Below are 13666 nucleotides of genomic sequence, written 5' to 3' on the forward strand. Positions count from 1 at the left end.
GGTTGCATGATGCCAGAAGGCACCTCCCGCCGATTGTCAGGATTTTGTCAGATCGGCAGTAGACGCGATCTTCGTCAGCTTAAGATCACGCCCATGGTGATTCGCCGAACCTTACGCACGATCACAACCCTGGCCGCCACGCTGGCCGTCGCGCTGTCCGGGACGCTCACCGGCCCGGCGTCGGCCGAGGAGCGCCAGCTGTTGTTCTACAACCACGCCTACAGCGTGGTGGACAAGGAGACCGCCGACGCGATCGAGAACTCCGCCTACCTGCGGGAGTTCGCCAACTTCGAGGTCCGCACCACGACCGGTGGCGGGATGACGTGGAAGGGCCGCTACCTGAAGGGCCGGGAGACGTACCTGGAGCTGTTCGCCGTGGGCGACCTGCCCGGCCAGGACGCCGAGTTCGGCTCGGCCGGGCTGGGCGTCTCGACGGAGCGGGCGGGCGACCTGGCGACGGTGACCGAGCGGCTGAAGGCCCTCGGGGTGGCCGAGCCGTTCCCGTACCGGCAGACCCGGGACTTCGGGGACGGCGTGCGGGTGCCCTGGTTCGACACGGTCCGGGTAACCGGCGAGCAGTACGAGGCGTTCGACCCGTGGGCGATGGAGTACCTGCCGGAGTACTTCGCCGATCCCCGCAGCCAGACCGAGCCGGCGAGCTTTCCCGGCGACGTGGGGCGGGAGCGTTACCTGCCGGACGCTTACAAGGAGCACCTGATGCGCGACGTCACGGCGATCCGGATCGGGGTGCCGGCGCGTGACGTGGCGAACGCGACGCCGCTGCTGCGCGCGGGCGGCTTCGCGGTGCGGTCACTCCCGGGCGGGGGCGTCGTCGCCGACGGCGGTGGCACGCGCATCCAGCTGGACGCGGTGCCGCGCGAGCAGGCCGGGCTGAAGGAGGTGCGCTTCTCGTTGAACAAGTTGCTGCCGTACATGACGGAGAAGCGGATCGGGCGCTCGACCCTGGCGGTGGGGCCCGGGGCCCGCGCCGTGTGGAGCTTCGACCCGCCCGCGTGAGCCACGTGACCCGGCCGGCCGCTCTGAGCCGGCCGGGCCCGTCGCCGTCGGTTCTTCTTGTTCGGTCCGCGGCTTGCTCATGGCGTGTCCACCGGCGGTTCGAGGCGGGCGAGCCAGCTCGCGAGCAGCCGTTCGAGCTGGGCGGCCTCCTCGGGGCTCAGCTCGTCCAGGAGGCGGCGCTCGTTGCGCATGTGCTCGGTGAAGGCCCGGTCGATCAGCTCCCTGCCGGCCGGGGTGAGCGCGACCACCCGGCCGCGGCCGTCGTGCTCGCTCGGCCGGCGGGTCACCAGGCCGTCCCGCTCCAGCCGGTCGATGCGCTTGGACATCGCGCCGGTGGTGACCATCGTGAAGGCGGCCAGCTCGCCGGGGGCGCGTTCGAAGGGAGGCCCGGCGCGGCGCAGCGCGGCGAGCACGTCGAAGTCACCCTCCCCCAGCCCGAAGCGCCGGTAGACGAGGCACAGCTGCTCGGTGAGGTGGCCGGCCAGCCGGTGCAGCCGGCCGATCACGCCTTGTGGGGAGACGTCGACGTCGGGGCGTTCGCGGGCCCATTCGCGCTGGATCCGGGCTACGTGGTCGAGAGGTTCCGTCACGGGCTCCAATATATCTTCCTCGGAAGCTATATTAGCTTCCATGGAAGCTAATTTCCGCTGGGCGCTCGTCACGGCGATCGCACCGGTGGCCTGGGGCGCCAACTACTACGTGACCCGCGAATTCCTGCCGCCCGAGTACCCCCTCTACGGGGCCGCCGTCAGGGCCCTGCCCGCCGGGCTACTGCTGCTCGCCGTCACCCGCGCGCTCCCCCGCGGCTCGTGGTGGTGGAAGTCCCTGGTGCTCGGCACGCTCAACATGAGCGCGTTCTTCGCGCTCGTCTACGTCGCCGCCCAGACGCTGCCCACCAGCCTCGCCTCGATGATCATGGCGACGTCGCCGGTCATGATGATGCTCCTGGCCTGGCTGCTGCTGTCCGAGCGCCCGGGGGTCCTTCCGGCGGCGGGGGCGGTGATCGGCGTCGGCGGCGTGTGCCTCATGCTGCTCGCCGGCACCACGGCCGCCGGCGCGCTGGGCGTGGCGGCGTCCGTGGCGGCGATGGCGATGTCGTCGCTGGGCGCGGTGCTCGGCAAGCGCTGGGGAACGGGCGCCGGCGTGCTGGCCATGACGTCGTGGCAGCTCGTCGCGGGCGGGGTCGTCCTGCTGCCGTTCGCCGTGGCCGTGGAGGGCCCGCCGCCGGCGGTGACCGGGCCCGTCGTGCTGGGGTTCGGCTACGTGACCGTGATCGCCACGGCTCTGGCCTTCGCCGCCTGGTTCGCCGGCCTCCGCCACCTGCCCGCCGCCACGGTGGGCCTGGTCGGCCTGCTCAACCCGGTGACCGGCGTCCTGCTCGGCACGATGATCGCCGGCGAGGGGCTCACGGCGCGGCAGGCGGCCGGGCTCGCGCTGGCCTTCACGGGCATCGTGCTCGGCCAGCCCGTCGTGGCCCGCCTGACCGGGCGCCGCCGGCCGGCCGCCGGAACGCAGCCCACCCCCGTCCCTGTCTCCGTCCCGGGCCGGGCCGGGCGGCCGCCGGGACCGAAGGCGGAGGTCACAGGCGGCGCTGCAGGAGCATGCCCGGCCAGTCCTTGACCCGGAAGGGGGCCACCCTGGTGAAGCCGCAGCTCTCGTAGTAGGCGACCAGGCGGCCGTCGTCGCCGGCGTAGCAGTCGACGCGCAGCAGCCCTACCCCCCGGGCGAGCGCCTCGGCGGCGGCCCAGGGGTCGCCTGCTCGGTGCGGCGCGGATCGCCGGTGAAGGGCCTGTCCCCCCCACTGGCCGGTACGCCCGTGACGGGCCAGCCAGGCCACGGCGCTGTCGAACATGGCGAGAACCGCGGGGATGTCACCGGCCGTGCCCGGGCGGATGGCCGGGGAGCCGTTCTGCTTGTCCATGGGAGCAGTGTGCCCGCGGGCGCGGCTCGCGCCCCGGGCGGGGCGGCCCCGGCGGCGCCTCCGAGGACCGCCTCCCTCATCCGGCGATCGAGGCGTCGGCCTCCGTGATGAACTTCTGGGCGGCGGCGCCGGGGCTCATCCGGCCGAACAGCACCTCGTGCGTGTACCGCGTGAGGATGTCCTCCATGGCGCTGGCCAGCTTCGGCGGCGCGGAGGGCGGGTCCGTGAGCTCGCCCTCGATCTCCTTCAGGAACGCGACGGTCTTCCTGTCCACCTCGGGAAGCCTTCCGGTGACCGCCGCCAGCACCTTGGAGTTGGCCGGCAGGCCGCGGTCGCTGAGGATGATCCCGCCCGCGTCCGGGTCATTGACCATGAAGTCGATGAACGCGGCCGCCTCCGCCCGGTGCGGGGACCTCGCCGACGCGGTGTAGAACATCGCGGGCTGCAGGAACATGCCGCCCGAGGCGGCGTCGCGCGCCTTCGGCATGCGCAGCAGGCCGACCTGCTTGCCGCCCGACGCCTTGCTGATCGCGCCGAGCTCGTTGCTCCACCACATGCCCATCGCGCCGTTGCCGGTGGCGAACAGCGACCGGTCCACGCCCTGCCCGGCCAGCTCCACGGTCCTGGCGACGCCGGGAGAGCCCTTGGTGTCGATCAGCCTGCGTTGCAGGGCCCACCACGCCTTCAGCGTCCCGGGCGAGACGCCGATCCTGTTGCCCTCGTAGAAGCGCTCGCCGCGCTGGGCGGCGAAGATCTGGAGGAACGCCGGATTGAACGCCTGCTGCGCGCCGTACACCCGGCCGCCGGTCCTGGCGGTGATCGCCGCGGCCAGGGCGGCGTACTCGTCCCAGGTCCACCTGGTGTCGTCCGGCAGTTTCCGCCCCGCCTTTCCGAACGCCGCCGGGTCCACGACGAGCGACCAGGCGTTGACCCCCGTGGGGATGGCGTACTGCCTGCCGCCGATGCTGCCGGTGGCCAGCACCTTGGCGTCGAGGTCGGCGGTGTCGACCACGCCCGCCAGGTCGGCCAGCGTGCCGCGCTCGGCGTACTCGCGCAGGCCGCGGATCTCGATCGTGATGACGTCGGGCGCCTGGTCGGCGGCGACCTTGGTGGCCAGCGCCTCGTAGTAGCCGCCGAAGCCGGAGAACTCCCCCACGACGTCGATGCCGGGATGCTTCTCCTCGAACTTCCTGATCGCCTCTTCCGTCATCCTGTGGCGCGCCTCGCTGCCCCAGTAGAAGAACCGCAGCCGGGTGCCGTCCGCGCCGTCGCCGCCGCACGCCGCGGTGATGGCCAGCACGGCGGTGGCCAGCAACGTCGCCATCAGCGGTCTCCTGCCAGAGCCCACGGGTTCGCCTCCTGGGGGTACGAAGATCGACTTCGCGAAGATCGGAGCTTACAACGACTCCGCACCGGGTTCACCGGATCTCGTGAAACCGGCGGCACGCCCGGCCCCTCAGTCACGGCCCCTCAGTCACGGCCCCTCAGTCACGGCCCCCGGTCACGACCCCTCGGTCACGAGACGGCCGCTGTGAGCGGGTCGGCCACGGCGTCCAGGACGCGCTGCGCGGCGGCGTTCGGCAGCGGCTTGCTCTCGCGCATCGACCGGCCCGGGACGTCGGAGCCGCTGACGCTGATCGTGATGAGCACGTTGCGCTTGCGGATGACCGCGCGGCCCTCGCCCCGGCGGGCCTCGCCGATCCGGTAGACGAAGTAGACGTAGTAGCCCTCGTCGAAGTCCTTTCCCGCCGACACGGACCCGACCTGCTTGATCGTCCCCTTCACCGAGGGGGCACCGCCGAAGAGGCTGGGCTGACGGTAGTCGTCACGCCTCTTCCGCTCGAAGGCCCTCTCCTGGTCGGCGAGGGACATGACGCCCTCGATCCCGGCGTCGTAGGTGACCTTGAGGTCCCGGAAGGTGAACGGCGGGTTGTCGCCGGGGTCGTTGGTCCAGTGACAGGTGACGTCGAAGGTGTCGTGCTCGTCCTTGCGGGTCTTGGGCATGCCGATGCGTGCCCGGGTGCGCGCGTTCAGGGTCCGGCACGGGCGGGCGGGAGCCTTCAGCAAGGGGGCGCCGGTGGCGGGCCTCGCGCTCCTGCTCGCGCTCGCGCTCGACGGGAGGCTTCCGGACGTGGCTGCCCGCGCCGGAGGGTTCTCCGTCCCCGCTGTGACCCCGGTGCCGCAGCCGGCCGCCAGCGCGGGCAGCAGGATCAGTCCCAGCGCCGCGCGCATCCGCCTCGTCATCACGCCCCCTCAAGCATGCGGTGCCCTTCCCGTCGCGCGGCGGCGGGTGACCGCCGGTGCCGGGCGAAGAGCTGCCATGATGCCGGTTCCTCGCCGGCGGGACCAGCGCCTTCCTGCCAAAACGCACCCGCGTCCTGCCAAGGTGACGGCCGGCCGCCCCGCTGCGGCTCTCCTTGATCCGCGCGGCAGCGGCAAGCTCGCCGGGAGGCCGCCGCTACCCGGCGAGCCGGCGCCGATGGGCACGCTGGCGGCAGGCCGGGCCGCAGTAGCGGGGTGGCCGTCCGGTGGCCCGTGCCGGCAGCGGCGCCCCGCACTGCTCGCACTGCCGGAGGACGGGGGTTTCGTGACGCGACGGCGGGGAGTCGTCACGGAACGATCCGGGTTTCGTGACAGTACGGGCCCGCAGCCCGTCCAGCAGCAGCCGCACCAGCCAGGCACCGCGGGCCTGGTCCCGGTGCGCGGCACGCAGGGCGACGCCGCCGGCGGTCAGCGCCGACAGGTCTTCCACCCGCACGTCGGCGCGCACCACGCCTGCCTGCCGCGCGTCGTGCAGCAGGCGCTCCAGGGCCTCGCGGAACCGCCGTGCCCCGGCGGCCAGCACGGCTCGCGGCCAGCTCCGGTCGCCGGTGAGCGCGTCGCACACGTGCCGGCGTCCCATCGAGCTCTCGACGACCTCCAGCAGGAAGCCGAACAGGGCGTCGCCGGGAGCGGCCCGGGCGCGCCAGCGGTCGGCGGCGGCCACCAGCGCGTCGAGCTGCTCGGTGAGCACCGCCTCCAGCAGGATGTCCTTGCTCGGGAAGTGCCGGTAGACCGTACCGGCGCCGACCCCGGCGCGCTGCGCGATGCGGCCGAGGGAGGCTTCCGTCCCCTCCTCGGCGAAGACCCGCATCGCCGTGCGCAGCACGAGCTCCCGGTTGCGGCGGGCGTCGGCACGCCCGGCAGGCGCGGCGACCGGCACTGCTGTCATGTCACGAAATCCTTGTCTGCGGCGGCGAAACGGGTGGAGCATTCCGGACCGAACCAGTATCCCCCACGATTCCGGAGGACACCATGACCCCTGCGACCCCCGCGACCCCTGCGGGCATCGACGCCCCGATCCTCGTCACCGGCGCCACCGGCAAGCAGGGCGGCGCCACCGCCCGGCGGCTGCTCGCCGCGGGCCTGCGGGTCCGGGCGCTGGTACGCGATCCGGCCGCGCCGGCCGCCACCGGGCTGGCCGCCGCCGGTGCCGAGCTCGTCCGCGGCGACTTCGACGACCCGGCGAGCCTGCCGCCCGCCCTCGACGGCGCCGCCGCCGTCTTCGGCGTGCCGCCGGTGTCCTTCGGCCCGGCCGGATCGCAGCCGGAACTCGAGATGGCCCGCGCCCGGGCGCTGATCGACGCGGCGGCCAAGGCCGGGATCGAGCAGGTCGTCTTCAGCACCGTCGCCTCCACCACGGCCCCGTCGCGGGGCGCGCAGGGCAAGGTACTCGTCGAGAAGTACCTGCACGACCACGTGTCACTGCCCACGGTGCTGCGCCCGGTGCGGTTCATGACGAACTACCTCGGCGCCGCGATCACCGGCATCGACGGCATCTCCCCTGACGGCGTGCACCGGCACCTCTTCCCGCCGCACGAGCCCATGCAGGTCATCGCGCTGGAGGACATCGCCGAGTTCGCCGCGCTCGCCTTCGCCGACCCGGCCCGGTTCGCCGGGCGCACCCTGGAACTGGCCGGGGACGAGCCGACCCCGGTGGAGGCCGCCGCCGCGATCAGCGCGGCCACCGGCCTGCCGATCCGCTACGAGCAGCTCACCGACGACGAGACCGCCCGGCTCGCCCCGGAGATCGCCGAGACCAAGAAGCGCTGGGAGGCCGGTCACCGCTGGCACGCCGACATCGAGGCCCTGCGCGTCATCCACCCCGGCCTGCGCACCCTCGCCGACTGGCTCGCCGAATCCGGCGCCGCCGCCATTCGCGCCCACGTCACGGGAGCGCAGGGCACGGGAGCCCACGTCACGGGAGCGCAGGACGCCGGTGCCCGGGTCAGGGGCGCCCGGGGCACCGGCGCCTGAGCCGCGGCCTACACGGGATCCCCGGTGACCCCGAGGGCCGGTTCGAGGCCGGGGAAGTCACGCACGGCGGTGGCGAACTCCTGGAACAGCGTCCACTCGCTCTTGCTGAACAGGGAGGTCTTCAGGATGCGGCCGGTGCAGGAGCCCATGGCCCGCACCTGGCTGCCGGCACCGGTCAGCTCGAAGACCGGCCCGCCGCTGTCGCCGTTCGTCGTGCTGCCGAGCGGGCGCTTGGCCGAGACCATGTTGGTGTAACACTCGGAGTTGCCGTAGATGTCCTTGCCGCAGATCTCGCCGTACTTGTAGTCCACGACGTGGTTGCACGAGGCTCCCGAGGTGGCGCCGGAGACGCACAGCGACTGGTTCTTGTAGGTGAAGCCCCAGCCGGCCACCGGCTTGGTGAAGTCGTTGACGCCGGGGACGCCGTCCCAGATCCGGCCGTTGCCCTTGCCCGTGCTGACGAGCCCGGTCATCCTGATCAGCAGGAGGTCATGGGCGACGTTCTCCCGCTCGGCGATGCCGATGGACTGGCCGGCGCCGTCGCTGAACCAGTCGCCCGGGGCGCCGCAGTGGCCGGCCGTCAGCAGGTAGCGGGCCGAGTCGAGGTACACCGGGTATCCGCCGGTGCAATGGTACGAGCGGTTCGCGTCGCCGCCGCAGGCGCCGCCGCCCACGAAGGTGTCGTTGCGGATCGCCAGGCCGCCGTACCAGGGGATGTCGTCGTCGCACCGGGACTGCAGGCGCATCGGTTCCTGCGCGATCACCTCGACCGGCACGCCGACGTCCGGCAGCGACTGGCGGACGGCGGCGGCGTCCTCCTCCTCGACCGCCGCCGCGAGGCCGCTGCCGTCGAAGGGAAGCCTGACGGCGTGGACGCGGCCGCCCCGCTGCACGCCCGCGACCGACCAGAGCCGTTCGGAGGCCTCCCGCAGCTCGCGCTCGGAGTGCCTGGCGGGGCGCACCTCCACCGGGGCGGTCTCCCCGGCCTGGCGGACGGCGGCCCTGACCGGCTCGGGCAGCTCGCCCTTCCACCACAGGACCACCCGGTCACCGGCGAGCTCGATGCCCGCGTAGCCGTCGCCCTCCACCACCACGGCCCTGATCTGGTCGGCCGCAGCGACCAGGACGTCCTGCCGCTGAATGCCGGCCTGCACGCCGGACGTCAGGTACGGGTCCCGGGACGCCGGATCCGGTGCCGCTGATGCGGGAGGGGCCGCGGCGGCCACCGTCACCGTCGCGATGAGGACGCTCGCCACCTTTGTCGTCCATGTCACTGCCGATCGCACGCTGTCGTCTCCTTCGTGGAAGTCGGAGGTTCCAGCGGCGAAGCTAGGAGCGCGCCCTTGTGACCGGGTTGGGCCGGTCTTGCAGGTGGATGTGATCAAGCCCGCGCCCACCGGCGGCACGCATCGGGGCCCGCCGGCGCGGAGCGTGCCGCGCCGGCGGCCGGCCCGGACGGCACCGCCGTCCGGGGTTCGGGCTCAGGCCTTGGGCAGGGTGATGCCCAGGGCGACCATCGCGGGCGAGGCGGGGCCGCCCTCGGAGCGCTCGGTCTTGTGGCCGGGCTTGCCCGGGGCCAGCGTGCGGGGGTCGACGGACTCCAGCGGCGCCCCGGTGCTGTACTCCCCGTCGGGCAGGGTGTCGCGGTCGTGCGGGGCGAGCCAGAACACCCGGCGGTGGAAGGTGCCCGACGCGGGGGCCGCCTTGGCGGTGCGCCCGAGGATCGCGTAGCCGACCATGCGGCCGTCGCGGTGGTAGGCGGGCTTGCCGCGCCGGGTGGGCAGCCGGTCGAGGCTCTGGCGCACGTAGTCGAGCCCGTCGATGTCCTCCAGCCACACCAGCTCGATCTCGTGGCAGAGACTGGATTCGTTGATCAGGCTCATCGCCTCGGCTCCTCACCCTGGAACTCCGAGCGCAGGCCGATGCCCGGGTAGTACTTGCGTGAGTTGGACAGAACCATATCCTTCGGCGATGTCATCCTCAGTGTGTCCCGGATGCGCGCGGCGAAGTTTCGCGCCGAGACGGGAGTGGCACCCTCGGAACTGCACCATTTCGTGTAGGCCGCGTACAGGCTCGTCTGCTCGGCACGCAGCCCTCCTTCGAGTATGCAGGCATCTCCGATGAACCGCCCCACCACATCCTCCGTTGCTTCGTAGGCGTCAGTCGCTAGACGTACCCGTTGGGGACCGGACAAGTCTTTCTCTCCCGCTAGGTAGCGGCGGGCTCCGTCCACCAGCCAAGCGAGGATTCCGGGCCCCTCCTCATCCACCAGGATGCGTGCCAGGTTGTCAATCTTATGTTCCTCCGAGACCACGCGTTCGAACGGGATCAGCCGCAGCCGCCGCCAGAAGGCGAAGCCTCCGGTGGTCACCTCGGGCCGGTGGTTGCCCAGGAGCCACAGGTGGTGCGTGGGATCGAAGCTGAAGAAGTCCTGGCGCATCCTCCGCGCTTTGATCTTGTCGCCGCCGGTGAGGAGCTTGACCCGCGCCTCGTCGAAGCGGTCGCCCGGCTTGAGCTCGGAGCAGACGATGACGCGGCGGCCGTGCAGCTCGGCCAGGTCGGTGGGGTGGCCGTCGAAGGACTTGGCCATGAGGAACCCCGGAGGGGCCGCGTCGGCGTAGTCGCCGAGCAGTTGCAGCATGACCTCCAGCAGCACCGACTTGCCGTTCTTGCCGACGCCGAACAGGAACGGCAGCACCTGCGCGCCGACGTCCCCGGAGATGGAGTAGCCCAGCAGCAGGTGCAGGAAGTCGATGGTCTCCTTGCCCTCGGCGTCGTCGCCGAAGGTGTCGGTGAGGAACTGCTGCCAGCGCGGGATCGGCCCGTGCCGGGGGGCCAGCGTGGTGGAGCGGGAGTGCAGGTGCCGCTCCGGGTCGGGTGGGGTGATCAGGCCGGTACGCAGGTCGACCACGCCGGCCGGGGTGCACAGGGAGTACGGGTCGGCGTCGAGCGAGGCCGCGCTGAGCGCCATTCCCGGCGCGGCCTTGGCCTGGACCAGCATGGCGTGGATGCCGGAGGTGGACAGCGCCCGCTTCTTGTGGCGGCGCAGGTCGGCGGCGGAGTAGCGGTGGTAGCGGTCGAAGTGGGCCAGCTGGTCGGCCATCTCGCCGGCCGCCCACAGCACCGCGTCGCTCTCGTCGGGGACCCAGCGGTACTCGGCCCATCGGTACCAGCCGAGGCCGGGCACGTGCTTGAAGTCGCGGCCGTACATCTGCACGAACAGCTTGGCGTTGCCGCGGTCGGTCAGCGACTCGGGCAGCAACCCGTCGCTGCTGACGGCCGCGGCCGGCGCCGCCGTGGCGGAACCGGCCGCCGAAGTGGCGGTGTCCTTCGGAGCGGCCTTGGGAGCAGGCTTCGGTGCGGCCGGAGGAAGCTCAGCCAGCTCCAGCATCTGCTGCGCGGCGGCCTCGGCGTTGAAGCCGCCCGAGGAGGATCCGGGCGTCATACGCGTTCCCGCAGGTAGAGCGGCCGAGCGGCACCTCGGGCCATCCCGCTGGCGATGATCCTGGCCGACCGGCTCTCCTGCTCGGGACGGGCCTGCCGGGCGGCCGAGGTCAGCTGGGCCTCGGCCTCGCCGGCGGACAGGTAGCCCCCCGCGACGAGACCTCCGGCCGTGTAGGCGGCGCGGTTGAGCTTGGCGGTGAAACCGGCTCCCTGCGGGACGGCGGCGCAGTCCTCGACGTCGGCCAGGAGACGGCGCATCAGGCGCTCGGCGGGCTGGTGCGTGCCGCCCGCCCCCAGGACGGCCTGGCGGGCGCGCGGCGGGACCGGGGACTCGTGCCGCCCGTCGTGCGCGGGGGCCGGCACGTGCCCGGTGCGGGCGAGCTCCTGGGCGAGCCATCCGGGCAGCGGCGCGGGGACGCGGGGCCCCTCCACGGGGGTGTAGGCGCCGTCCTTGGTGCGGGTGCCCGGGGCGACGATGTAGCCGCCGTGCGCGCGGACGTCCACCTGCCAGGCGAGAGCGCGCCCGGCGCTGGAGCCCGTGGAGCACAGGAAGGTGTGGCCGGGTTCCGCGCGGTACCAGACATGCAGGCCTCCGGAAGGAGTGCGCACCCGTAGTGTCGTGCTGTCGGCGGCGGGGCTGACCTCGCCTCGCAGGGCGGCCAGCAGGGCGAGGGTGTCGAAGCCGGTGGCGAGCCCGGCCAGGTCGACCCGGTCGTCTATGGGGATGCCGGGCAGCAGCCGGTCGCGGTCGGGCACGGGGGTGGGGTGAGCGTCGATGTCGATGACGACGAGGCGGGCGGGGCCGCAGGCGACGCCGACCCCGAAGCCGGGGTGCGCCTGCCACCAGTCGCTGATGCGCTCCGGGTCGAGGGTCGCCGCGTGGAAGCCGTGGCACCAGCGGCCCTCGGCCAGGCAGGCGCAGCCGTCGGTGGCGTGGCGGGCCTCCTGGCAGCGCTCGCAGTTGCGCGCCGGGGTCTTGCGGCCGGGGGCCAGCGGATGGACGGGCCAGCCTTGGCCCGCGCACCATCGGGCGATCTCGAGCGACGGGGTGGATCGCCAGGACCGGGGGCCGATCTCCGCGAGAGGGGCGTGCAGGTTCACGGGGTCCCTTCTCCTCGCGCGGCTGGGGTGGTCAGTCGCTGGTCCGATGTGCTCGCCGGGCGCCGTCGCGCGGCGGTGCCGAGCGACTGAAGCGACCAAGCCCTGAACATGGCACAACAGGCTAGCGGACCTTGCGGGGCTTGCGGGGGATGGCCGGCGCGTGGCGCGAGAAAGCCGTGGGACGGCACGACAGCGGAGTTTCACCTCGGCTTCCGGCCCCGGCCGGGAGAGTCGCCGGTGACAGGGGGGCCGGCCAGGGGCCCGGCGGGCGGGACGGCCGGGGCCGCGGCGAGGATCGCGGTCAGCAGGCCCGGGAAACGCGCCTCCAGATCGGCCGTACGCAGCCTGCTGGGCTTGGCGGTGCCCACCAGGCGGGTGGCGACCACGCCGGCCTCGCGCAGCACCTTCAGGTGATGGGAGACGGTCGAGACCTTCACCGGCACGTCGAGCGCGCTGCAGGTGGACTCGCCGGCCTCGTCGAGGGCGCGGACGATCCGCAGCCGCACCGGATCGGCCAGCACGCGCAGCAGGTCGCCCACGTCGATGGCGGCCAGGTCCGGCTGCGGCAGCCACGTCTCGTTCACGCTTATTACGATACTCGTCGTAATGCGGGGCGGTGCCCGGCGTGGGCGTCGCACGTCCACATCCACGACCACGAAAAGAAGAAGTCCGAGGTTTAACATAATGATGTGGAACGGAGCTACAACCAGTACTGCGCCACCGCGCGCACCCTCGACATCGTCGGCGAGCGCTGGACGTTGCTCCTGATCCGGGAGCTGCTCACCGGCCCGAAACGCTTCAGCGACCTGCAGCGCAACCTGCGCGGGCTGGGCACCGGCCTGCTGTCGGCCAGGATGAGGAACATGGAGAGCCAGGGGCTGGTCCGCAGGATCACGCTCCCCCCGCCGGCCCGCACCCCGGCCTACGCGCTGACCCCGGCCGGCGAGGAGCTGGGCCCGGTGGTGCTGAGCCTGGCCCGCTGGGGGCTGAAGTGGGCGATGGAGGACCCTCGCGATGAGGAGGCGTTCCATCCCGGCTGGGCCGTGCTCGGCCTGCACGTCTGCTTCCAGCCCGAGGCCGCCGCGGGGCTCCGGGTGACCTACGAGTTCCGGGTGGGCGACGAGACCTTCCACACCCGCGTCCACGACGGGACGCTGGATACCGTCCACGGACCGGCCCAGTACCCCGACGCGGTCATCACCACGGACGAGCGGACCTTCCGCGACGTCACCGCGGGCAAGGTCACCCTCGGCGGCGCCCTGGAGAGCGGCACCGCCTCGGCGAGCGGCGACCCCGGCGCCCTGCGCGCCCTGCCCGCGCTGTTCGTCCTGCCGGCCCGCAGGTGCGGGGTGCCTGAGCGGCGAGGGCCTGCCCGCCGCACCAGGCCGTAACAGGACGACCCACGCGAGCAGCGACCCAAGCGACTGAAGGCCCAGATAGGTCGTCATCACCCTTCGTTCAGGGCATCGGGCCTGCATCCCCCGGTCGCCGGGCGGTCACGCTCGCGGCCGGCGAGGGCGGGACACGGGGGGCGGCCCTTCAGTCGCTGCCCGCCGTCCCAGTCGCTGGAAAGCGACCGTAGCTTCAGTCGCTCCGGCCGCCACGATCGCTGGACCCGGCAGAGGGACGGACCCGCAGTGCGGGCAAAAAGGACCTTTGACCTCGCCCGGAGCAGCGACTCAAGGCCCGTGGCGCGACCAGCGACTGACCGCGCCACACCGTCGGTCGCTTCAGTCTCTCCCCATCGCCGCAGTTCAGAGGGCCTGGACGGCCAGAGCCAGCGACCGAAGCGACTGCTGGTCGACTATATGCCGCCGTTAAGCGTTCAGTGTTGTGGACGTCATAAGTACTGAGCAGAGTCGCTTCAGTCGCTTTCCTCTGGTGATC

The 13666-nt window shown here is 72.7% G+C and carries 14 protein-coding genes; 4 read left to right on the top strand and 10 right to left on the bottom strand.

The window, feature by feature from the left end:
* The first annotated feature begins 93 nt into the window (after positions 1 to 93).
* On the top strand, positions 94 to 1017 hold the full coding sequence (locus AB0H75_RS29770; protein ID WP_367801852.1) for a DUF5829 family protein: 924 nt from the start codon (positions 94 to 96) through the stop codon (positions 1015 to 1017).
* A 77-nt stretch (positions 1018 to 1094) separates the two neighbouring features.
* Here AB0H75_RS29770 and AB0H75_RS29775 read toward each other — a convergent pair whose 3' ends face one another.
* Positions 1095 to 1607 (bottom strand): MarR family winged helix-turn-helix transcriptional regulator, encoded by a 513-nt coding sequence (locus tag AB0H75_RS29775; RefSeq protein WP_367801853.1) that lies wholly within the window; start codon positions 1605 to 1607, stop codon positions 1095 to 1097.
* 40 nt (positions 1608 to 1647) lie between these two features.
* Here AB0H75_RS29775 and AB0H75_RS29780 point away from each other — a divergent pair, with 40 nt between their 5' ends.
* Positions 1648 to 2637 (top strand): DMT family transporter, encoded by a 990-nt coding sequence (locus AB0H75_RS29780; RefSeq protein WP_367801855.1) that lies wholly within the window; start codon positions 1648 to 1650, stop codon positions 2635 to 2637.
* Here the strand turns inward: AB0H75_RS29780 and AB0H75_RS29785 are convergent.
* The 4 genes from AB0H75_RS29785 to AB0H75_RS29800 form a co-directional block, all read right to left on the bottom strand.
* Entirely contained in the window at positions 2597 to 2938 is a 342-nt protein-coding gene (locus AB0H75_RS29785) for a hypothetical protein (protein ID WP_367801857.1), read from the bottom strand. The two genes, AB0H75_RS29780 and AB0H75_RS29785, sit on opposite strands and share 41 nt — an antisense overlap.
* Positions 2939 to 3014: 76 nt before the next feature.
* A complete protein-coding gene (locus tag AB0H75_RS29790; RefSeq protein WP_367801859.1) occupies positions 3015 to 4262 on the bottom strand; it encodes an ABC transporter substrate-binding protein in 1248 nt (415 codons plus the stop codon).
* 191 nt (positions 4263 to 4453) lie between these two features.
* Positions 4454 to 5182: a DUF3558 family protein gene (locus tag AB0H75_RS29795; RefSeq protein ID WP_367801861.1), complete on the bottom strand. Its 729-nt coding sequence runs from the start codon at positions 5180 to 5182 to the stop codon at positions 4454 to 4456.
* Between the two features lie 214 nt (positions 5183 to 5396).
* Positions 5397 to 6149, bottom strand: a complete 753-nt coding sequence (locus tag AB0H75_RS29800; RefSeq protein WP_367801862.1) for a TetR/AcrR family transcriptional regulator — start codon at positions 6147 to 6149, stop codon at positions 5397 to 5399.
* Between the two features lie 83 nt (positions 6150 to 6232).
* Here AB0H75_RS29800 and AB0H75_RS29805 point away from each other — a divergent pair, with 83 nt between their 5' ends.
* Positions 6233 to 7234, top strand: a complete 1002-nt coding sequence (locus AB0H75_RS29805) for an NmrA family NAD(P)-binding protein (RefSeq protein ID WP_367801864.1) — start codon at positions 6233 to 6235, stop codon at positions 7232 to 7234.
* An 8-nt stretch (positions 7235 to 7242) separates the two neighbouring features.
* On the opposite strand, the gene AB0H75_RS29810 is transcribed toward AB0H75_RS29805, so the two are convergent.
* The 5 genes from AB0H75_RS29810 to AB0H75_RS29830 form a co-directional block, all read right to left on the bottom strand.
* Complete coding sequence (locus tag AB0H75_RS29810) at positions 7243 to 8520, bottom strand: hypothetical protein (RefSeq protein WP_367801866.1); 1278 nt, start codon at positions 8518 to 8520, stop codon at positions 7243 to 7245.
* A 195-nt stretch (positions 8521 to 8715) separates the two neighbouring features.
* Positions 8716 to 9117 carry a DUF6009 family protein gene (locus AB0H75_RS29815; protein WP_367801868.1) on the bottom strand — a complete coding sequence of 134 codons (402 nt, stop codon included), beginning with the start codon at positions 9115 to 9117 and terminating at the stop codon, positions 8716 to 8718.
* Positions 9114 to 10679 carry a phage/plasmid primase, P4 family gene (locus tag AB0H75_RS29820; protein ID WP_367801870.1) on the bottom strand — a complete coding sequence of 522 codons (1566 nt, stop codon included), beginning with the start codon at positions 10677 to 10679 and terminating at the stop codon, positions 9114 to 9116. The genes AB0H75_RS29815 and AB0H75_RS29820 overlap by 4 nt, the downstream gene beginning before the upstream one ends.
* On the bottom strand, positions 10676 to 11779 hold the full coding sequence (locus AB0H75_RS29825) for a bifunctional DNA primase/polymerase (protein ID WP_367801872.1): 1104 nt from the start codon (positions 11777 to 11779) through the stop codon (positions 10676 to 10678). The genes AB0H75_RS29820 and AB0H75_RS29825 overlap by 4 nt, the downstream gene beginning before the upstream one ends.
* Positions 11780 to 11979: 200 nt before the next feature.
* On the bottom strand, positions 11980 to 12363 hold the full coding sequence (locus AB0H75_RS29830) for an ArsR/SmtB family transcription factor (protein ID WP_367801874.1): 384 nt from the start codon (positions 12361 to 12363) through the stop codon (positions 11980 to 11982).
* A 105-nt stretch (positions 12364 to 12468) separates the two neighbouring features.
* Here AB0H75_RS29830 and AB0H75_RS29835 point away from each other — a divergent pair, with 105 nt between their 5' ends.
* Entirely contained in the window at positions 12469 to 13170 is a 702-nt protein-coding gene (locus tag AB0H75_RS29835) for a winged helix-turn-helix transcriptional regulator (protein ID WP_367801876.1), read from the top strand.
* Positions 13171 to 13666 lie beyond the last annotated feature (496 nt).

The sequence above is a fragment of the Nonomuraea sp. NPDC050783 genome, assembly GCF_040802095.1.
Lineage (GTDB): Bacteria > Actinomycetota > Actinomycetes > Streptosporangiales > Streptosporangiaceae > Nonomuraea.